This is a genomic window from Nostoc sp. LEGE 12454, assembly GCF_056620565.1.
Genome location: NZ_JBWQXL010000039.1, coordinates 35,892 through 57,647, shown reverse-complemented (window position 1 = coordinate 57,647; position 21,756 = coordinate 35,892). Strand labels below are relative to the sequence as shown.

Annotated in this window: 18 protein-coding genes; 5 read left to right on the top strand and 13 right to left on the bottom strand. The window is 44.0% G+C overall.

What is annotated here, in order from left to right:
• The first annotated feature begins 142 nt into the window (after nt 1-142).
• Nucleotides 143-928 (top strand): GNAT family N-acetyltransferase, encoded by a 786-nt coding sequence (locus AC1F2U_RS27275; protein ID WP_480263984.1) that lies wholly within the window; start codon nt 143-145, stop codon nt 926-928.
• A 62-nt stretch (nt 929-990) separates the two neighbouring features.
• The gene (locus tag AC1F2U_RS27270) at nt 991-1,758 is read left to right on the top strand and encodes a Uma2 family endonuclease (RefSeq protein WP_480263983.1); all 768 of its coding nucleotides are present in this window, start codon (nt 991-993) and stop codon (nt 1,756-1,758) included.
• A 13-nt stretch (nt 1,759-1,771) separates the two neighbouring features.
• Here AC1F2U_RS27270 and AC1F2U_RS27265 read toward each other — a convergent pair whose 3' ends face one another.
• The 5 genes from AC1F2U_RS27265 to AC1F2U_RS27245 all read right to left on the bottom strand — a co-directional run bounded on the left by AC1F2U_RS27265 (nt 1,772) and on the right by AC1F2U_RS27245 (nt 5,126).
• Nucleotides 1,772-2,488, bottom strand: coding sequence for a molybdopterin-dependent oxidoreductase (locus AC1F2U_RS27265; RefSeq protein WP_480263980.1), 717 nt, complete (start codon nt 2,486-2,488; stop codon nt 1,772-1,774).
• Between the two features lie 7 nt (nt 2,489-2,495).
• Complete coding sequence (locus AC1F2U_RS27260) at nt 2,496-3,092, bottom strand: cytochrome b/b6 domain-containing protein (RefSeq protein WP_480263979.1); 597 nt, start codon at nt 3,090-3,092, stop codon at nt 2,496-2,498.
• 153 nt (nt 3,093-3,245) lie between these two features.
• Nucleotides 3,246-3,941 carry a cytochrome c biogenesis CcdA family protein gene (locus AC1F2U_RS27255; RefSeq protein ID WP_480263977.1) on the bottom strand — a complete coding sequence of 232 codons (696 nt, stop codon included), beginning with the start codon at nt 3,939-3,941 and terminating at the stop codon, nt 3,246-3,248.
• Nucleotides 3,942-3,946: 5 nt separating this feature from the next.
• A complete protein-coding gene (locus tag AC1F2U_RS27250; protein WP_480263975.1) occupies nt 3,947-4,555 on the bottom strand; it encodes a thioredoxin family protein in 609 nt (202 codons plus the stop codon).
• 118 nt (nt 4,556-4,673) lie between these two features.
• A complete protein-coding gene (locus AC1F2U_RS27245; protein ID WP_480263974.1) occupies nt 4,674-5,126 on the bottom strand; it encodes a hypothetical protein in 453 nt (150 codons plus the stop codon).
• Nucleotides 5,127-5,762: 636 nt separating this feature from the next.
• On the opposite strand from AC1F2U_RS27245, the gene AC1F2U_RS27240 reads away from it, so the two are divergent.
• Nucleotides 5,763-6,755: an NAD-dependent epimerase/dehydratase family protein gene (locus AC1F2U_RS27240; protein WP_480263972.1), complete on the top strand. Its 993-nt coding sequence runs from the start codon at nt 5,763-5,765 to the stop codon at nt 6,753-6,755.
• Nucleotides 6,756-6,766: 11 nt separating this feature from the next.
• Entirely contained in the window at nt 6,767-6,901 is a 135-nt protein-coding gene (locus tag AC1F2U_RS27235; protein ID WP_480263970.1) for a hypothetical protein, read from the top strand.
• Between the two features lie 266 nt (nt 6,902-7,167).
• Here AC1F2U_RS27235 and bioF read toward each other — a convergent pair whose 3' ends face one another.
• The 3 genes from bioF to AC1F2U_RS27220 all read right to left on the bottom strand — a co-directional run bounded on the left by bioF (nt 7,168) and on the right by AC1F2U_RS27220 (nt 9,802).
• The gene (gene bioF, locus AC1F2U_RS27230) at nt 7,168-8,328 is read right to left on the bottom strand and encodes an 8-amino-7-oxononanoate synthase (protein ID WP_480263967.1); all 1,161 of its coding nucleotides are present in this window, start codon (nt 8,326-8,328) and stop codon (nt 7,168-7,170) included.
• 83 nt (nt 8,329-8,411) lie between these two features.
• On the bottom strand, nt 8,412-9,044 hold the full coding sequence (gene ruvA, locus AC1F2U_RS27225) for a Holliday junction branch migration protein RuvA (RefSeq protein ID WP_099101282.1): 633 nt from the start codon (nt 9,042-9,044) through the stop codon (nt 8,412-8,414).
• Nucleotides 9,044-9,802, bottom strand: coding sequence for a sucrose-phosphate phosphatase (locus AC1F2U_RS27220; RefSeq protein WP_480263965.1), 759 nt, complete (start codon nt 9,800-9,802; stop codon nt 9,044-9,046). The genes ruvA and AC1F2U_RS27220 overlap by 1 nt, the downstream gene beginning before the upstream one ends.
• Nucleotides 9,803-10,969: 1,167 nt before the next feature.
• Between AC1F2U_RS27220 and AC1F2U_RS27215 the strand changes: the two genes are divergently transcribed.
• Entirely contained in the window at nt 10,970-11,980 is a 1,011-nt protein-coding gene (locus AC1F2U_RS27215) for a chemotaxis protein CheB (RefSeq protein WP_480263963.1), read from the top strand.
• Between the two features lie 187 nt (nt 11,981-12,167).
• Here AC1F2U_RS27215 and AC1F2U_RS27210 read toward each other — a convergent pair whose 3' ends face one another.
• The 5 genes from AC1F2U_RS27210 to xseA form a co-directional block, all read right to left on the bottom strand.
• A complete protein-coding gene (locus AC1F2U_RS27210) occupies nt 12,168-16,334 on the bottom strand; it encodes a PAS domain-containing protein (RefSeq protein WP_480263961.1) in 4,167 nt (1,388 codons plus the stop codon).
• 1,016 nt (nt 16,335-17,350) lie between these two features.
• Nucleotides 17,351-17,830, bottom strand: coding sequence for a response regulator (locus AC1F2U_RS27205; protein WP_480263959.1), 480 nt, complete (start codon nt 17,828-17,830; stop codon nt 17,351-17,353).
• Nucleotides 17,827-20,085: an ATP-binding protein gene (locus AC1F2U_RS27200; RefSeq protein WP_480263957.1), complete on the bottom strand. Its 2,259-nt coding sequence runs from the start codon at nt 20,083-20,085 to the stop codon at nt 17,827-17,829. The genes AC1F2U_RS27205 and AC1F2U_RS27200 overlap by 4 nt, the downstream gene beginning before the upstream one ends.
• Nucleotides 20,086-20,239: 154 nt before the next feature.
• On the bottom strand, nt 20,240-20,467 hold the full coding sequence (gene xseB / locus AC1F2U_RS27195; RefSeq protein WP_480263955.1) for an exodeoxyribonuclease VII small subunit: 228 nt from the start codon (nt 20,465-20,467) through the stop codon (nt 20,240-20,242).
• Nucleotides 20,460-21,728 carry an exodeoxyribonuclease VII large subunit gene (xseA, locus tag AC1F2U_RS27190; protein ID WP_480263953.1) on the bottom strand — a complete coding sequence of 423 codons (1,269 nt, stop codon included), beginning with the start codon at nt 21,726-21,728 and terminating at the stop codon, nt 20,460-20,462. The genes xseB and xseA overlap by 8 nt, the downstream gene beginning before the upstream one ends.
• Nucleotides 21,729-21,756: the final 28 nt, after the last annotated feature.

Sequence of the window (21,756 nt, the reverse complement as noted above, 5' to 3'; positions counted from 1 at the left end):
TGAAACTTTGGTCATGGGTGGGGTAATGGATGGAAAAAGGAACTTCTACCCCACCTGGGATGATGCAATACAGGGGCATCTGAAAATATGCACTCAAGTTTTTAAGCTTTCAAATGACTAGAGTGAAGTCACATTTCCCGGAATCCGCAGTTTAGCAGAATGTGCAAGAAAATTAGGTGCATCCTGGGAAACAGCTTCAACTCCCTTTATTCGCTTTCATGATGATATAGCTATTACCCATGTGGGAGTGTTAGAAATTCCCATGCAAATTATGGGACAAAGGCTCACTGTTGGAGGAGTTCATGGAGTAGCTAGCCGTACAGAGTATCGCCGGAGAGGTTATTACCGCGAAGTAATGGGAGAAGTGCTGGAATATTGCGATCGCATTTATGAAACCCTGGTACTGACGACACCACAACCAGAGTTTTACTTACCTTTTGGCTTTCGTGTTGTCGAAGAACACATCTTTAAAGTTAAGTGTAACTCCACAAGTAGCACTTATAGCTTCCGAGTACTGGATTTTACCAATACTAAAGATTACACATTGCTACACAGACTTTTAGAAACACGCATTCCTGTCTCTAATATAGTTGGCGTAGTTAAGGAAAAACCTGTGTTCTGTGTCAATGAAGGAAGCCGTCCCTTATACTATGCAGAAGATTTAGATTTAATCGCCTGTATGGAGATCGAAGATAACCGACTTCATCTTTTCGATCTAGTTACAACGCAGATATGCTCTTTGAAGAATATTCTTATTAAGATACCTCAACCCATTGAAGAAGTGGTGATTTACTTTAGTCCAGAACTTTTGGATGTCAAAGATGTGCAAGCATTCACCCATGCATTTGATGAAACTGTGCTGATGGTTCGCGGTAAATTTGCAGCAGAAGGCGAGAAATTTATGCTGCCTCGTTCTGCAAGGTGTTGAGTTACTCAAAAACAATTAAATCATAATAGAACTGAGAGTTTCATCATCAGGATTGCTTTATGATGTATCAAACCGACCCGCCGCGATCGCCAAAAGATGTATTGCCAACCATGTACGATCTTCCCAGTGAAGACCCAGAGGAGCCTGGTTTGCCCGATCAGTTTCATTTATTACAACCTCGTCTGTTAGACGAAACCTTTCGTCCACAAAATTATCCAAGCGACGAGATATTTGTTGCTAGCGATCTGAATCTTTATTACGATCCGCGCTATCCACTGTGGTATAAGCGACCAGATTGGTTTGCCGTTTTAGGTGTTTCCCGTCTCTACGAACAAAGAGATTTACGTTTAAGTTATGTTGTTTGGCAAGAAGGAGTTCATCCTTTTATTGTGGTTGAGTTGCTGTCTCCAGGTACTGAAAAGGAAGACTTAGGGCAGACATTGCGGGATATAAAACAACCACCAGGAAAATGGGAAGTATATGAGCAGATTCTGCGTGTTCCTTATTATGCAGTATTCGATCGGTATAAATATGAGTTAAGGGTATTTAAATTAGACGGTGGTCGTTATGCTGAGATAGCACTGTCAGAGCCGCGCTTCTGGATACCAGAACTAGAATTAGGCTTGGGTGTCTGGCGAGGACGTTATCAAGATGTAGAACAGCCGTGGTTACGTTGGTATGATGGGAGTCTCAATTGGGTATTGACTTCCACAGAACAAGAAAGCCAACGAGCTGAACGAGAAAGTCAACGAGCTGAACAAGAAAGACAAAGGGTTGAACGGTTGATTGCACAATTGCGATCGCTAGGTGTTGAACCCGATTTAGATTAGCTTTTTGCCTGCCTTATAGCCCTGCAAACCACTCATAGCCTCGATCCTCCCAATAGCCTTTAGCAGGTAACAAATTGCTGACGAATGTGATTTGAGTTACCCACTTGCTTTGCTTGTAGCCCAGTTTAATTGGGGATGCTAGGCGCATGGGCGCACCATTATCAACTGATAAGGGTTGTCCATTCTTTTGATAAGCCATGAGAGTTTGGGGATGTATGGCAGAGGCAAGATCCCAGCTTTCATAGTAACCATCAGCAGATTTGAAGTAGACATAGCGGACGTTTGACTTCGGCTGTACCAGCGCTACTAAATCTTGTAATCGCACGCCTCCCCATTGAACGATCGCAGCCCAGCCTTCAACACACACATGGCGAATTACCATTGAAGTCAAGGGAAGTTTTTGAATATCTGCCATGCTCAATTGCATCGCATTATTGACCTCACCATCAATTATTAAGCGAAACTGTGCCGGATCGATTTGCGGGGTAAAGTCAAAGGTATTAACCAGCAATTTATCTGCTTCTATGGCACTAACAGGAAATTCAGGTATAGGTTTTTGAGTTAGCAGAAGTGCTTCAAGACTTTGGTTTAGTGGCTCAGATATTTGCCGCAGATTATCTGAGAACAAATTTGTTCCACAGCCACCAACAAGAAAGCCTATCCCTGAAAGTCCAGATACTTGCAGTAACCGACGACGGGATAGGGTACGTTTGGGAAGAATCAGACTCATAAAACCTCTACAGAAACATAGATTTCACTAAACGGACGCTTCCTACCTTCAGGGCAAGTAAGGAATGAGCAATTGTAAACAGTATGACAGTAGGAACAGTGATAAAGTGAACAGTGCGTAGAGTCTGCCAACTACCAAACAGCCCGGAAAGCCAATACAGTTGAGCCGGTTTGTACATCGCCAGACCACTCAAAATTGCCAGCAGTAGCACTGGAATGATAGCAGTATAAACTAGCCGATGCCATGCGTAATTTTTGCGCTTGGGATTCTGGCTGACTTGTAACGCTTTTAAGTCACTACCATCGGCAAAACGACGCTGCCAACGACGAGTTATAAATATATAAAGTCCATACCAAAGTAAGTTTAGCGAAAATAGCCACATAGCAGCAAAATGCCAGTGTCTAGCACCTCCCAGCCAACCTCCTAGTAATAGAAAATCAGGAAAACGCCAACCTGCACGCCCTCCAAATACCGGATTAGCATTATAGATTTGCAGTCCACTAGCAATCATCAAAATGAGACTGATGATATTAATCCAGTGAAAGGTCTTTGATAGAAAAGTCTGACTTGGTGTTGAGCGAACTTTACGTTTAGATGAGGTCATACCAATTTTGGATTTTGGATTTTTAGATTGTTCCCAGTTAGACTTTCGGATTGGGTCTTGAATCCAAAATCGTTCGACTAAGCGATCGCCGTACCCCTCCGGGGAAGCAAGCTACGCGTAGCGTTCCGCAGGAAAGTCTAAAATTGGCACGTTTCACAAAGATTGAGTGGGAAAAAACGGAGCCAGCCAAAGTTGTATCTGGACATCCCAACCCAGAAGAATAGCAATTGCTGTAGCCGCGATCGCTACCCCACCAATCCGTTGCAAAGCTGCACTATGGGAGCGGATATTGAGAATTTTTTGGCTGAATACTCGCCCACCGTAAGCGATCGCTAAAAGAGGCAAACCTGCTCCGATTCCATAAGCCACTAGTAGCCAAAATGCACTTATGACTTGATGATTAACTGCTGCTAATACTAAAATTCCGCCCAAAACTGGCCCAGCACAGGGAGTCCACAAAAGCCCCAACTGAGTCCCTAGCCAAAACTCTCCCATGAGTCCCATTCGTACAGGTTTCTTAGCCCACTTGCCAACTGGAATATAACTAAATATTCGGTAACTCCAGGTGGGGAAAATTGCCAGTAATCCTAAAAATAAAAGGAGTGCGATCGCTCCGTTGCGTAATAAATTAACCAAGCCTGTAAACCAGCTTGCTGTTATACCTAGTAAACTACCTGCTAGTGCAAAACCAGTGATTAATCCCCCTAAAAGTGCGATTGGGCCATAAGTATGGGATTGGAGCGATCGCCCCAATAACACAGGCAAAATCGGTAAAACACAGGGTGAAAGCACATTCAAAACTCCCCCCAATAAAGCCAGACTGATTGATAAAGTAGAAGTCGTCATCATTCCTTCTACCCCAATAGCTGGCGGATAGTTTGCTCTATTTTTTCGTATGCACCTTCACCAATATGGTCATATTGCAACAAACCCTGACGGTCAGCTAAAAATAGATGGGGCCAATATTGATTTTCGTAAGCGTTCCAAGTTTTATATTCGTTATCAACCGGAACCGGATAGGTAATTTGGTGTTGTTGTAACGCCTTTTTAATGTTGTTTGCGTCTCGCTCAAAAGCAAACTCTGGTGTGTGGATGCCAATCACCTTGAGTCCTTGAGACTCATACTGTCGATGCCATCTAGTAATGTAAGGCAGTGTACGCTGGCAGTTAATACAAGCAAAAGTCCAAAACTGTATCAGAACAACATTGCCTTTGAGGTCAGCTATTGACAAAGGTGTAGAATTAAGCCACTGACTTATCCCTTGAAACTCTGGTAAACTCTTGCCTGCCGGAGGTTTCACTGCAATATTTTCCGAGTCTTGTGTATTCTTACTATTTGTAGGAGAGATAAAAGGGGCATTCACTTTTCTAAAGTTGGAAAATGTTGTGGCTGCACTGATTCCAACAACCCCTAACCCAAGATAAAAAAGTAACTGACGCCGACGGAGTAGATTGTGATTCATCAGAATTTCTCTTGTTGAGGTCAAAGCACCAAAGTATAGGGATTGGAGTTAGGATTTTCCTGGTTAACCAGTCCCTAGTACCCAGTACAAGAAAAGTGAGATGCAAAGCTAGTTGTGGCTAAGGCTTGGTGGAAGCAGGCGATTGCTTCATCGCATCACCAGCTTTATCTTTGCTCATCGCACCACCAGCTTTATCTTTACCCATCGCATCTTTGCTCATTGCACCACCAGCTTTATCTTTACCCATCGCATCTTTGCCCATTGCATCGCCGGCTTTATCTTTACCCATCGCATCTTTGCCCATTGCACCACCAGCTTTGTCTTTACCCATCGCATCTTTGCCCATTGCATCGCCGGCTTTATCTTTACCCATTGCATCTTTGCCCATTGCATCACCAGCTTTGTCTTTACCCATCGCATCTTTGCCCATTGCATCACCAGCTTTGTCTTTGCTCATAGCAGGAGAGGCTTCAGGAGCAATTTGATTGTTGCTTGCAGGGCTGCTAGAGCAAGCAGTGAGACTGGTAGTTAAAATCAAACCAGCAATTAAAGAAAGTGTTTTCCAGTTCATATTCTTCTTTCGTCCTTTGGATATTTCTTTTTGTATCGGTCGATTCAGAGGAAACTAAACTACAAGCAGATTCATAAAGGCTATTGGTATAAAGAAAATGCCTTCTTGTTGAGGACTCCATCAGATACTTGCTACTGCGTAGCTTGCCGCCGTAGACATCGCATCTACATTGCAATCAAATAACGCCTTCGGTTCTAACACTACTGATGTTTGAGTTATCCCGAACATCCAAAGTATCTCTGTTAGGACTGAAGCCTATCTGAAATGAAGCCATGATTTTCATAAATTTATCCCTTGAAAAAATTTAGTTAATTCTCAGCATTTTCTCAGGTATTTATGGTAATCAAAGCCACGGACTAATTTAAGCATTCTCCCAACTAAACCTCATGAATGCTGCAAATTAAATATTTGACTAATTCAACGGTTAAAGCAAAGGTAAAAGTCGATATTTCGCATTTATCTGCCTTGCGATCGTCAACCTAAAGATTATAAGTTAGTTATGCACATAAAAATCTCCACGCATTTATTTACTATTGATATCATTTTTTACTTTATTAATGTATACTACGGATATTTAATTTGTCTTAGCGCTATTTTAAAAACATAAAAAACCTTGATTAGCTACAACTTTCAAATATGTCAAATAACAAAGACTTTTCATCCGAAAAAAGCTCTTCCGTTAAAAATGTCTTGATTATAGGTGCAGCCGGGTATATTGGCGGAGCGCTGTGCCGAAAGTTTTCTCAGACACAAGATTTTGCAGTATTGGCACTTGTGCGTCCGAGTAGTGATATTGAGGGTATAAAGCCTTTCTGCAAAGAAATAATCCGCTCTCAAGAGGTAGAAATTTCCAGCAATGATGTTGCACAAGCAATTCGCAAGCATGATATTACAACAGTAATTAATGTAGCGTGGCACATGCCTCCAGAATCAACCCAAGAAGCTCAATTCGCTTTAGACTGTATAGCATTAGAAGCCGCTTTACACGGTGCTAGTGCAGTTTCGCCAGATATTCATGTAATTACAACCAGTGGGAATTTCTCTTTGATTACCACCAATGGAGGACGAATAACAGAAATACCTCCGCCAAAAGGATATACACGACCCGAATATTTAGCATGTTTTGACTTACTATCGGGTGTAAATGCGTTGAAAGATGTGCTAGTAGAAGAATATATCAGTAATGGAGGTAACGCCTCGATAGTCTATCCTTCATCAGTGTATGGTTCAGCACCAACTCGTGGCAGTTTCTGGGATTTTGCAATTCAGCAGTTCATTACAGGGAAACCACACCAAGGCTATCAGCCATTTCCACCAGATTTTATGACGGCGTGGATTCACGTTGAAGATTTAGCAGACTGCTACATTGCAGTAGCGCGATTTGGCTCCAAAGGAGGACATTACCTTGCTGCGTCTGAAAATTTTAGTATTAGCCAGGTGTCAAAAATGTTTGCTCAGGCTGCTCAGGTAGAATTTATGGCGCCAGTCTTTGAAAACAAAGACAAAGTTATATTTGATGATTCTCATACTAGAGAAGTACTTCAACTTCAATGGAAGTATAAAGTGGCTGATGAGATGAAAGGTTGGGTAGAGAGAATAAAAGAGTTAGGAACTTATTTTTTAGAGTAAATAAGGGGTGAATGGCTTTGCAACCCGTTCCATCAGATACGATCGCTCCAAAAATTCCTACACTCGTTTCAGAAATTATCCTAAAACTTTTAGCTAAAACAGCAAAGGATCGATATCAAAGTGCCTGGGGAATTAAAATTACGTGAGTTCGACAAGTCTTATTTGACCTCTCCCCCAGCCCCTCTCCGACGCGGAGAGGGGAGCAAAAAGCTTAATTTTTCGTTTCTCCTCCCTTTCCGTTTCGGAGAGGGAGGCTGGGAGGGAGAGGTTTATCGAACTCACGTTAAAATTGATTTAAAACAGTGTCTAATTCAGCTAGAAAATACGGGACGAATTGAGCCTTTTTTGTTAGCGAACAGGATATTTTTGATAAGTTTTATATCCCGGACAAACTCTATATACCCTACTGTCGCTAGCTAACATCCTTTAGTACTGCTACCAATTTTTCAATATGTGCTACTTCATGAGTTGCCATCACGGATATTCTGATTCGACTTGTGGGCACTGTGGGGGGACGAATTGCTGGGGCAAAAATGCCAGCATCTCTTAGCTGTTTTCCAGCTTTGAGCGCATCTGTAGCATTAGGCAATTGAAAACATAATATGGGTGATTCAGAAGGCAGCAATTTCAGGTTAGGTAACTGTTGCAGCAAAGTTTTCAAATAATGTATATTCCCCCACAATTGGGCACGATGTTGCGGTTCTTGTTGCACAATCTCGATCGCTGCTAAGGCTGCGGCTGTATCAGCAGGTGAAAGCCCAGTGGTATAAATCCAACTGGGTGCGCGGTTCCGCAAAAAGTCAATTAGAGCGCTACTTCCTGCTACATACCCGCCTAAACTACCTAAAGCTTTACTCAAAGTGCCAACTTGAATTAATTGCCTTCCTGTACACCCGAAATATTCGACGCACCCAGCGCCAGTTTTTCCTAGTACCCCAGTGGCATGAGCTTCATCGACTAGCAGCATACAGTTAAATTCATCAGCGAGATCCAACAGTGCAGGCAACGGACATAAATCGCCATCCATGCTGAAGACGGTATCAGTAATAATCAAACAGCGTCGGTAATTTTGCCGCTGCTGGTTCAACTGAGTTTTTAATACTGCCATATCACAGTGCGGATATTCCACAACTGCTGCACCGCTAAGAATCGCTCCATTTTTCAGACTGGAATGATTGTACTGGTCAGAAAATATTAGATCGCGCTTGCCCACAAGGGCGGTAATAGCACCCAAATTTGCTAGATACCCGGAACTAAATACCAAGGCATCTTCTGTTTGTTTGGTAGATGCGATCGCCTCTTCTAACTCCCTGTGTAATTCTCGATGCCCACTGAGTAATCTAGAACCAGTACTACCAGTGCCAAATTTTGCGATCGCAGCAGTTGCAGCTGCCATCAACCGCTCATCTCCAGCCAATCCCAAATAGTCATTGCTGGCAAAATTAATTACCTCTTGTCCAGCTAAAACCACCGTTGCGCCCGGACGACCATCGATCGGTTGTACTGAACGATACCAGTCCGCCCGATGAATTGTTGCTAAGGACTGTTCTAGCCAGGCATAAGGGTCGGTCATTGAGGCAAGGGAGCAGGGGAGCAGGGGGGCAGGGGAGCAGAGGGGAGAATGACAAATGACTAATGACAAAGGACAAATGACAATTAGACTTGTTCGCTACTGAGATGAGCGATTGCTTGTTTAATCCAATCTTCGACATAGGCATCTTTGGGTAGTCCGATGTCTTCGCTGACCACATGCAGGGCGTGACTGACCTCATGGGCAGTATATCCCAAGGCGAAGAGGGTCATTTGCACCTCTTCGAGAATTCCCGGTGCTGGCCCGCCTGTGGCGACGAAGAACCCGGCTGATTTGCGCCACTCGACTAATTTGCTTTTCAGTTCCAAACAGATGCGTTCGGCGATTTTTTTACCAACACCGGGAGCCTGAATGAGGATTTGTGTATTGCCTGCGATAATTGCTTGGACTAAATCTGGTAGTTCCAGAGTGTCCAAGAGGGCGATCGCTAAGGCTGCACCAATACCTGTGACAGTCAGCAAGTGGCGAAATAAATCGCGTTCGGCTGGGGAAGCAAAGCCATAAAGAAAGGGCACTTCTTCGCGAATTTGGAGATGGGTAAAAATTTGCGTTACTCCTCCCGACTCTGGTAACTGGTTTGCTAGGCGTTGGGGAACTTGCAAATCATACCCCAAGCCATTCACTTCCAGAGTCAGAATCACGCGATTAGCGCCAATTGTTTGGATACCAGCGACTATACCTTTTAAATAACTAATCATTACAAGAGACCAAAATAATTTAAGCCTTCGATAATTCCACCTGCACAAAAACATGAAGCCAGGTAGCGGTAGTCAGCGGGATGCTCATTGTGCCATTGAAGTAACTCTTTGCGGGCATTCCCCACAATGATTCCCCGTTCGTTGCCTACAGCAAATAAAGCAATATCATTACCCGAATCACCACAGACAACTGTTTGTTCTGCTGCAAATTTCCACTTCTGGCGTAAAAACTGCATTGCCTGACCTTTATCGCTGCTATGGGGTACAATGTCAAGGTCAATCCCGCTACTGTAGATTAACTTTACATTTAATTTAGATTTCTGCAACTCTGCTTCAAGTTGTGGTAGAACATTCGCAGATACTTCTTGTTCTAGGAAACAACTCACTTTGAAGGGACGCTGTTCGGAATCTGGTTGCCGAACTAACTCAGGATATTTTCTCGTAATAGATAATACAGTTTCCCGTTCCCATCCCGGAGAGAGGATTTCTGACCAACCTGAGTCTGGAGTATCAGTACCATCTAGGTAAATTTCTGTACCCACGGAAAGAACAAGGGCATCCGGTTGCAAAAGATTTTTTTTAGCTTGAAGTTCTTTGTAAAGTACAGGCGATCGCCCGGTAGAATAAACGATTTTAGTGCCGTATTCTTGGCGATGTTGACTCAGCAATTGATTTAGTTTTGGTAAAGCGCTGTCATCGCCCACAGTCCGGTATACGAGGGTGTCATCTAAATCGGTTACAAAAAGAAATGGCTTCATGATTAGAACTCTTGCAAAATTTCGTTATTCTACCGCGTGAAGAGACTTTTACAAGAGATTTCTTTGTTGAAAACAAAATATGCCAGACATTCAATTCAGGACTAAGGGTAGTTGCAATGATTGTCAGGAAAGGATTATAGGCGAATGGCACTAAGAAAAGCTGAAAGCTCGTCTGGGCTGGGTGTAGGGGGTAGGGTGTTGGGTGTAGGGAAAAATCAAGAAAAGTAAATATGAGTGGGGATAGAAATAAATTTTCTCCTCACTACACCCAACACCCGACACCCCACACCCAAAAGCTTGATATATAAGGGGTTTGCCGTTATCTTAGTGCCATTCGATTATAGGCAATGGCACGCTTGTAAAACCCAAAGGCTTATGTAGCGTCGTTCCCAGCCTGAAGCCTGGAAACGAATTCCGAGAGGCAGAGCCTCTTTTAAATACATTCCCCAACTCCAGGTTGGGAACAAGACGACACAAACCTTTGGGCTTTACAAGCGTGCCATTCGTCTCTGACTCAATGAATGCATTGGCGCAGCCTGGGAACGAGTCAAGCCTTCACGTAATAAATAGATTTATAAGTTCATTACAATGATTGTTGCAAAGACTTAAACCTTTCTTATATGTGGAAGAGCATTTGTTGCAAAGTATTAAGCATTAGCAACAATTAATTATATATTTGCTGGAAATACTTAAACCTTTCTTATACGTGGAAGAGCATTTGTTGCAAAGTATTAAGCATTAGCAACAATTAATTATATATTTGCTGGAAATACTTAAACCTTTCTTATATATGGAAGAGCATTAGCTGCAAACGCTCAAATTTTGACAGCTAATGTTTAAATTTGAGCGATGTCTACCGAGACGTAGCACCGAAAAACAATGTAGAGAAGTAGCATTGCTACGACCCTTAGAATATCTTTCTGTGGAAATGGTTTTTTGCAGTTTATATTTTTTCAATCGCGGAAAATAATTTTGCGTGATTTTAAAACCCTTAAGACTTACGCAAAAACTCTCTGAGCAGGACTACAATTTTTCTTAACTGAACTGTATTGGAATATAATCCTCTCAAAGCTAGGTGAGCAAGTTTTTTGGCTGCGTTATTCTCAGTATTGGCAGTAAATGTGCTTTTGTTGCCTACGCTGCTATGCTAGTGAAATCGTTACATTAATGCTTGAACACAATATTATTGTCGTTGGAACATCAGCAGGTGGAGTTGAGGCACTGACTTATCTAGTCAAGCATTTGCCGCCCGATCTCAATGCTGCTGTGATTATAGTTCTTCATGTATCCAGTCACGGCACAAGCGTTCTGCCAAAAATATTAAGTCGCGTTGGCAACTTGCCAGTGTCTCACGCTCAGGACGGCGAAGCTATTGCTCATGGTTGGATTTATGTGGCTCCGCCTGACTACCACTTACTGGTAGAACAAGGATATTTGCGTCTGACACGGGGAGCAAAAGAAAACCGTTGTCGTCCCGCGATCGATCCATTGTTTCGCAGTGCAGCGCGAACCTATGGGCAGCGAGTGATTGCTGTGCTACTAACAGGTCTGCTTGATGACGGCACGGCGGGACTAATGGCTGTAAAAATGCGGTGCGGCGTGGCAATTGTCCAAAATCCCGACGATGCTTTGTATGCTGCTATGCCACGTAATGCGATCGAGAACGTAGAGGATATTGATTATATTCTGCCACTTTCAGATATTCCTTCTACTTTAATAGCTCTAGTTAATACGCCAATGGAAGTACAACCAGAAAACCCGGTACCTAGCAAGATAGAGTTTGAAACTGAAATAGCGCAATTGAATTTGGAAGCAGTAGAAAACGAAAGCGAACGACCTGGTAAACCATCAACCTTTGGCTGTCCTGACTGCGGCGGTATCCTTTGGGAAATCGAAGAAGGAAATTTATTGCGCTTCCGGTGCCGCACGGGTCATGCTTTTTCAGCAGAAACTTTGCTGGCCACGCAGTCTGATAAGGTGGAGGATGCACTATGGATCGCTTTGAGGGCATTGGAAGAGAAAGCTTCTTTATCACATCGTATGGCTTCAAGGATGGAGGCTCGCAATCAAACCTTGGCGGCACAAAGATTCAAAGAGGAGGCACACTCTGCCAAGGAGTCCTCCGCCATTATTCGAGAAGTCCTTTTGAAGGTCAATCCAAACACAGGTGTTGATTGAAGATTAAAGCTAATCATAGCAGTTGCCAGGTAGATTAGGACATAATGACAAGCGTAAATCTCAGGAATAGCAAGGTTTTTACCTCCTGCCTGGTTGTTGAGCGACTTGCCCTGAGCGTAGTCGTTGGCGCAGCCTCTCGTAGAGAAGGGAGTCGAAACACTGCCTCCTGCCGACGCTCGCGGACTCGCTAACGCTGCGCTATCCTGCCTCCTGCTATATTTTCAGGAATGCGATGGTTTAGTTTACTGTGTGCAAGTGCCACCACAGCTTGAAGTAACTCTTCTGGATCGAGGGGCTTGGTAACGTGCAGTTGATAGCCACTGCTTATCACTAGTTGGGAATCCTCAACTCTGGCGTAAGCAGTCAAAGCGATCGCGGGAATCTTTCCCCCTTTTTCGGGAGTTAAAGCGCGAATCTGTTGAATCAGAGAATAGCCATCGACTTCGGGCATTCCAATATCACTGACTAAAACATCGGGTTGAAAGGATTCTAGGTTTGCTAAAACTTCTGTCGCAGAAGCAACAGTCAGGACTTGCGCGCCGTATTCAGCAAGCAATACTGTTAATAGCTCACGGGCATCGGGGTCATCATCAACTGTGAGGACTTTAATCCCCGTAAGTTCGAGTGCTGGTTGTGGCAACTCATCTGTCTGCTTGATTGCCGATTCAACATTTAGTAGTGGCAACTGGACTGTAAAGGTGGCTCCCAAGCCTTCACCAGGGCTATCAGCGGTGATGGTGCCGCCGTGCGCCTCAACCAACTGCCGGACGATCGCTAACCCCAATCCCAACCCGCCATACTTGCGAGTAATTGAGACATCTTCTTGACGGAATGATTCAAAAATATACGGGAGAAAATCTGGGTTAATGCCTTTACCAGTGTCACTAACAATAATTTGTGCCCGATCGTCAACTCGCTCTAATCTGGTTTCTACCCGCCCACCTTTGGAGGTAAACTTGATCGCGTTGGAAAGTAAATTCCAAACGATCTGTTGAAGGCGGTTGGAATCTCCAGAGACTTGCCCAATATTCGGCAGTACTGAATGCAACACAATTGATTTGGAAAGGGCTGCTGTATTTACTGTGTCGAGCGCAGATTCAATCACAAATGCCAAATTCACAGGAGCCGCATCGATGCTGAGTTTGCCCCGCAGAATCTTGGCTACATCGAGCAAGTCATCAATCAGTTGAGTTTGCAGTTTGGCGTTGCGTTCGATGGTGGCTAAAGCTTCAGCCGTTTTCTTTTCACTAAATTTGCGGGTTTGCAGCAGTTTTGTCCAGCCGAGAATCGGGTTGAGAGGCGATCGCAATTCATGGGAGAGAATGGCCAGAAACTCATCTTTGATCCGATTGGCGCGTTCGGCTTCGGCTCTGGCTGCTTGTTCTAGTTGAAATAGGCGATCGCGTTCGATTTCAGCTTGTTTGCGAGCGGTGATATCCTGCACATTGCCTACCATCCGTATTGCATTGCCCGCAGCATCATAGAAAACCTGACCTCTAGCTGCTAACCAGTGAATGCCATCAGGATGTATAATGCGGTAATCATCTTCATAGTGCTCTTGCTGTTGCTGAATGGTGTGACTCACCACTTCATTGGCTGAGGTGCGATCGTCTGGGTGCAGGCAGCTTAACCACAGTTCATAGGTGATTTCCTTTATGTTTGGGTCAAGCCCAAACATATTAATGTATTCTTCAGATACATGAGCTTTGTTGCGGGTAATGTCCCAGTCCCATAATCCCGATTGCGTAGCTTTGTACGCCAATTTCAACCGGGCTTCGCTCTCCTGCAACAGGAGTTGTATCTTTTTGCGATCGGTGATGTCTCGTGAAATCAACAAGATTCGTTCCAGCTGCCCAGAGCCATCCAAAATCGGGCTAACGACCACTTCCCACCATTTCGGAGTGCCTTTTGCAGTTGGACAGTATCCGCTAAAAATGCTGACTTCGCCTGTTTTAGTGGCAGCGAGTGCCTCCTCTGCCTGTTGCCGAGAACTGCCTTCCCAGAAACAGAGCCATTCAATATTGAGATAAGAATTTAAGTCATCAATTTCCATCAAACACAGTCCACCTGTGTTCATGTACAGCAGCCGCCCATCGAGGCTTAATACCTTGATGCAGTCAGGACTGCTGTCTAAAATGCGGTTTTTAAATTCTTCACTCTGGCGCAGGGCAACTTCTGTTTGTTGGCGAACAGTGATATCTCGCCAAGTGGCAACAAATCCATCTCCACATTTAGCCACGCGGATATCAAAGGCTCTAACTAAGCGTTGTTTTCCGTACTCATCTTCATAAATTAAACTGTCTTTAATGAGCGGCTGTCCTGTTTCTACTACCTGGCAGTATTCATCAAACAATCCACTTTCACGATGCCCTGGTAGTAATTCACACAATCCCCGTCCAATCTGCTGCTCATAAGTCATTTGATTGTTGAAACAAGCCGCACTATTGACATATTCAGTCACAAAATCGACAATCTGTCCCCGATCGTTTCGTACAGCACGATATACCCCAAAGCAGTCCAGCATATTTTCAACTGAGGTGCGGAAGCGTTCTTCACTGTCTCGCAAAGCTTGCTCTACCTGTTTGCGATCGCTGATGTCTTCGGCAATACCTGCAAACCGATAAATCTCTCCTGTTTCATCTCGAAGCGGAAAGCAGCGATCGTGAACCCAGCGAATACTACCATTGGGTAAAATAATCCGATATTCCTCATCAAATTTACCTACGACAGCTTTTTCATGAAACGCTCTGTCTATCGATTCTCGATCCTCTGGGTGGATGCGATCGACCCATGCTTGTTGTCCTTGATACAATTGCTGCGGGTTCAATCCCCACAGTCGTTTATATGCAGGACTGACATAGCTGACTCGATTTTCTGACACTTCTTTAATCCAGAACACCGCATCAATATTTTCTGCAAGTTGCCGAAAACGCTCCTCACTCTCGCGCAGAGTTTCGGCTGACCGTTTGCGTTCGGTGATATCTAGATCGATACCAGCCATCTGAATTGGTTGCCCGTCTTGGTCGTAGAGCACCTTACCCTGGCTCAGTGCCCAGCGAATTGTGCCGTTGGGATAGACTACCCGAAATTCAATGTCATATTCTTCTCCGGTGACGATAGCATGATTGACGGCTGCCAGCACGCGATCGCGATCTTCAGGGTGGACTCGCGCGGCAAACATCTCGAATGAACCGTCAAATTCTCCTGGTTCCAGTCCAAACAAGGCTTCCAGGTTATCCGACCAGGAAATTTTTCCGGTCTGGATGTTCCAGTTCCACGTTCCCATCCGAGAAGCTGATAGTGCCAATCGCAGCCGTTCTTGGCTCTGGCGTAGTTCTGCTTCTACCTGTTGGCGTTCTTTTAGTTCGCGCTGCGCCTGCTGATACAGTTCTGCCTGTCGTAAAGCGATACTCATCTGAGTTGCCAACTCTTTAAGCAAGTCAATTTCTAAAGGCTGCCAAAATCGAGGGGAGGTACAATGATGAGCAATTAGCAATCCCCAAAACTGGTTATCTTGCAGAATTGGTACAACCAGATGAGCTTTGATTTGAAACTGTGTCAACAATTCACCGTGGCATGGGTCAATACTGCTATCGTGAATATTTGATACTGCCGTAACTTGCCCGTGATAATAACGTTCGATATAATTCTTGATAAAAGCAGGATCGTACCTGACAGGTTGCAGTCGATTCGAGGCGATGTAGCTCTCAGCCAGGCAAGGATCGTAGATAGTAGACGAGAGCAGCGATCGCCACTGTGCCCCAACCGATTCTGCTACTACTGTGCCATTACCATCAGGTTTTAACTGAAAAACCAAGACGCGATCGGTGTGCAGAAATTCTCGCACTTCGGCTACAGTTGTCTGAAGAATTTCATCCAGATTTAGCGATTGGTGAATTTTTTGGGTAATATGTGAGACTACGCGCTCTCGTTCAATACGCTGTTGTAGTTGGGTGCGTAGCTGCACTGTTTCAATTGCCCCATTTATCGCAATTTGCAGCCCTTCTGGGGTAATTTGCCCTTTGATAAGATAATCTTGTGCGCCCGCTTTGATCGCCTTAACTGCGATCGCCTCATTACCCTGTCCAGTGACGACAATCACGGGTAGGCAAGGCTGTTGCATTGAGGGTTGCAATTGTGCCAGAAATTCCAGTCCGTCTAGGTCGGGCAATCGATAATCAAGCAATACTACATCGGGCTGATGTTGCTGCCAAAGTTCTAGCCCTTGTTGTCCCAGCGTTGCTTCTAGGATAGTGTACGAATATTCGCGATCGCGCAGTAAATACCGCCGATAGAGTTCTCGATCTTCTGGGGAATCATCGACAATTAAGAGAGCGCGCTGTTGCTGAGACATTGTGAATTAATTAATCAAGTAGATGTTAACCCACATTCCGCAGGTTGGCATAGAAAATTGACATTTTTCAAGAAATACTAAAACCCTCATGATCCCAGGATTTTAGCATATTTGATAGATTTATTGGTTCGCTTTTTACATCTGCTTTGCGTTAACTTATTTGATAACTTTAATGTATAATTTTATTCTTAGCATACTTATAAAATTTATATCACTTTTGCCAGAGAATAATCTATAAATATTCATTCAATAATACAAATTTTCTATAAAGATAGTAATAGCAATCTTAAATCATGTGAGACAGATAAAATCGCTGTAAAGCTTATAATTAGGGATTTTGAATTTCCTAATATTCTCGCGTTTCAATTCGGTTGCTATATCTGATTCATTAGTTATTATTGTGGGACTGCATGTATGCAAAAATCTCAAAACCCTTTTTCTCTCGTTCCCTAAACTTTGCAGTCTGAATAATAAATTTTTTACTCAGCAGAATATTAGACCAATGGCAGGACATATATAAACCAAAAAACTATTAAACATTCAATAATTATCAATACATTGTTATATCATAGCCTGCTTTATCAAGCTGAATAAAAAATTGTCGTAGTCAGGACTTTAATCCTAGCTTTGGGAACTTCAATCCCCATTACAAACTTTTTATTATGGATGTTTTAGCAGACTTCATATAGCAGTCCTAATTCATTCGTGAAAATTATATCTCTCTTAATACTTGTCGGATTTTGGGGAAAAGGGGAATAACAAAGGGGAAAGAAAAAACCTTTAACCTTTACCCTTTAACCTTTTCCCCAAACCCAATGCCGAGTTAAAAATGCACAAAGCGGGCAGTATTGATATCTCTCTTTCTTCTTTCCTTTGCGTCCTTCTCTAACGAGACGCTACGCGATGGCGTCCTTGGCGGTTCGTTTTCTAATCTATAATCGCGCAGTAAATACCGCAGATAGAGTTCTCAATCTTCTGGCAATCATCGACAATTAAGACAATGGGCGATCTCTGACTCATAAATAATCCTTGGAATAATCAGGCAGTGTCGTCACTTCAAACCAATATTCCACAAGCATCTGAATATCTCGTTTCAGTTGAGCAAAATTGATTGGCTTAACAATATAGCTGTTGACACCATATTGATAACATACTTCAATATCTTTAGGATTGTTAGAGGTAGTAAACACCACCACCGGAATCATCTTCAAGTTGTCATCCTGTTTAATCCGGCGTAACACTTCTCGTCCATCGGTTCCGGGTAGGTTCAAGTCAAGCACAATCAAACCGGGCCGGAGCGCACTTTCGCGCTCCACATAGCTACCAGTGCGATAAAGAAACGCCAAGGCTTGTTCTCCATTCACACACCTCTGAATAGCGATCGCAATCGCAGAGCGCCCTAGAAATCTTTGCAGTGCCTCAAAGTCTTCATTGCTATCTTCGACAATTAAAAGTAGTGGCTTTTCCGAGATCGGGGAGGCTGAAATTTGAGTCATGTATTTGCCTGCGCCGACAGGGTAAAGTAAAAGGTACTACCAAGAGTGGGTGTAGATTCCACCCAAATTCTACCACCATGACGCTCCACAATTTTGCGGGCAATGGTTAACCCTACGCCAGTCCCACCGCCAAAGTCATCCCTTCCGTGTAAGCGGCGGAAGATTTGAAAGATTTTATCGAGATGTTCTTGGGGGATGCCAATACCGTTATCACGAACGTAGAAAGTTAGAGAAGTAGAAGCAACTTTTTTTTCTCCATTTCCTTCAATAAAACCTATTTCGACCCATTTCTCAGGTTTATCATTGTACTTAATAGCGTTGCTAATCAGGTTGCTGAACAGTTCATTGATCTGAGCGCGATCGCATTCAACACTCTTAAGGGGTTGAGGAATGCGAAACTCAACTTCGCTCTGCGGTCGGGAAATGGTCAAGGTGGCGATTACCTGCGGCACTAAATCATGCAGATTCACTGATTGCCGGATCAGTTCGGCGCGTCCCAGCCGCGAGAAATGGAGGAGGGAATTAATCAAGTCTTCCATTCGCTGCGTCAGCCGCACCAAGGTTTGCAGTTTGGCAATTCCATCGTTATCTAGTACATCTGCATAGTCTTCCATTAAGAAGTTAGCGTAGTTGTGAATGCCCCGCAGCGGTTCTTTGAGATCATGGGAGGCAACGTAGGCAAAAGAATCAAGTTCTTCGTTACTCCGTTGTAATTCAAAATTCATCGATGCCAGTTTGTCTGCCTGCCGTAACACAACGCCCACAATCAGACTTCGCAGTTCACTAACCACCTCAATTTCACATGGTTTCCAGGGTAGGGCAGATCCTTGCACCGTTTCTTGCCATAATTCAAAGGATTTGCGAGGAGACATTCTTAAACTGCCATCTGAGAAAACTTCCACAGGCTTGTTGGGGTTGCCGCCCCAATTCACCGTTTGAATTACCTCTGGACGAAACCAGAGAATATAATTGTGGTGAACTTTGGAAATTTCCAGAGCTAACACGCCACTAGCGATCGCTTTAAATGACTCGGCAGCAGGGTAATTTTTCGTAAGCGATCGCGTCTCAAACAAGTTATGATGCAGTTGAGGTTTAATCCAATCAAGTAAGGCTTCAACCTCTGACTGCGATGGCGTTTTACCCACTTGAATATACTGGTTGCCACTACATATCACCGCTCCCGTGGCGCTGACCAGATTGAGTAATTGAGATTTCAGTTGCACCATCCCATCCAGGAAATACTCAGCCTGAGACAACCCTTCCACAAATTGAGTTTGTAATGACTTTAATTGACTTTTGTAATCAATATCTTCACTCACTTCTTTATTTGCCAGTTCCATAGACATCACCTGTCCAATAAACTCGCAGATTGTGCGGATATTGTAAGGAACATATTTAGGCGAGGAATGATGACAGGCAATCAATCCCCAAAGCTTTTGATCCTGTATCAGAGAAATAGACATGGAGGCAGTCACGTCCATATTTTTCAGATATTCTAGATGTAACGGAGAAACACTGCGTAACACCGATAAACTCAAATCGACCGGTTGATTTGTTAAGGGATTGTTCGCTGGAATTAAGGTTGCAGGCTGGTAGCTGGCATCTGGAATTAGCCGCAGCCAGTTCAAGGTGTATAGCTGTCGAGCTTGCTTGGGAATGTCAGAGGGCGGATAGTGTAAATCCAAATAGGGCGTTTCCTGATTGGTGTATTCAGCGATAACACTGCCTGCTCCTTCGCGATCGAATCGATAGACCATGACGCGATCGAAGCCAGTGATTCGCCGAACTTCTGTCACCACAATCTGGCACATTTCTAGCAACGTTGGTGCTTTCTGAATGCGGGTAATGGTTCCTCTTACCTGTTGATAAAAGTCAAAAAAGCCTGTTTTTTCCTTCGCTTTTTTCGGCTCCAATTCCAGAATAATAATAGTATCTAAACGATGGACAATCCCATCAAAATGAATTGATTTATTTTGATATTTAATAGACAAATTCAGGGGATTAACACTCTCAAAATCCTCTGCCAGACATTGTTTAATTAGTTTAATCTGCTTGATATTGAGTAAATCTGATAGCGGCTTGTTCAGTAATTCATCAGGTTGACGGCCAACGACTCTTTGGCTGTTACTGCTCACCTGAAGGATTTCCAGCGTGGGATCTTGCAAAACCAGTAAAATCCCGTGAGGCTGGATCGAACTGGGAATGTGGATTGGTTCGCGATCGCAGTTTGTCAAATCAATGATTTCATCAGTCATTCTCTGTTTATCCAACTCCTCATTAAAACTCTGGCTTCAAGGAGGCAGAAGCTCTTTATATCTGAGAATTTGAGTCCTGTATTTTATACCTCACTTAAAAGCAAACTCCTATATTCACACTACTAGCCTAAACTCAAACTAGAGTCTCCAGTTTCTACTCTTGGCTTAATGTTTCAATCAACAAATCTACCTGCTGTTGTCGCTGCTGCAAAAAACCTTCGCACTGACGCAAATACTCCACAGCAGTTGCAAATTGGTCAAACACAGCTTCCAATTCCAACTCACCCGCCTCAATGCGAGTAATAATTCCCTCTATTTCAGCAACCTTCGTCTCATAATTCCAACCTTCCTCAGAACTAGAAGCACCCTTACGTTTAACCATTAATCTCTCTGCGTCCTTGGCGTCTTGGCGGTTCGTTTATTTCCATAACCTTCACTTTAACCCCACCCTGCCCCAACTGAATCATTAACTCTTCCTCCACAGCCAACTCCGTTGCCGAACGAGCGATCGCTCCATCTTCCCTTCTCACCACCGCATAACCACGCTGTAACACCGCTTTCGGGTCAAGACTAGCCAACTTCTGCCGCAATAATTCTAAATGCTGCGTTGCTTGCTGCGATCGCCCCGTCGTAATTTGCACCAAATGCTGACGTTTCCAAGCAAGCTTTTCCACTTCCTGCTGCACTTGCCGATCTAACCGCAAACGTCGCAAACGATTGCGCAATACTTGCAGTTTATTCTCAGCATTTTCCCTAAAGTCATGCACCGCCTCATGTAAAGCGACAACTCGCTGGCGATGCTCAGTATACAACTCTGAAAGTGCTGGTACAACCATTTCCGCTGCCGCAGTCGGTGTATGCACACATACATCGGCGACTAAATCTGCTAAAGATTCATCTCGTTGATGGCCGATACCAGTAATTACAGGAATAGAACAACTCGCAAGCGATCGCACCACTCGTTCATCATTAAAGCAAGCTAATTCTTCCACCGCACCACCACCCCGCGATAAAATTAGCACTTCGGCGCGCCCATCTCTTTCCACTCGCTCAATTGCCTTGACGATAGATTCTGGCGCTTGATCGCCTTGTACTGTCGCCGGAGAAAATAAAACGTGTAAACCTGGATACCTTTGCTTCAGGGTTTTTTGAATATCGCCCCAAGCAGCAGCCGTTGGTGAAGTGACAACAGCGATCGTTTGGGGATGAATGGGGAGCGATCGCTTTCTTTGCGCGTCGAATAACCCCTCAGCCAGCAAGCGATTTTTGAGTTGTTGATAGCGTAACGCCTGTAAACCAACACCAGCAGGTAGAGTCTGCCAAACTGATAACTGATACTCTCCCCGTTGCGGATAGACGCGAATGTTGCCCAAAATGATTATCTGCTCACCGGTAACGGGTATCTGGGCGAGTTTTGGCAATTGGCTATTCCATACTACACACTTAATTCCGGCGGTGCGATCGGGATCTTGCAGCGTGAAAAACAAACCGCTGCGATGGTTGTTAGCACTGGAAACTTCGCCAGTTACCCAAACTTGCCGCAATTGTTCATCTTGCTCTAACAGCAAGCGGATATAGTCAGTTAATCCAGAAACTGAAAGTGCAGTGTCGAGAATCAGAGAGTCGGGAAGGTCGAGAGTCATCAAAGATATACGAAAGCAAAAGCCTAAT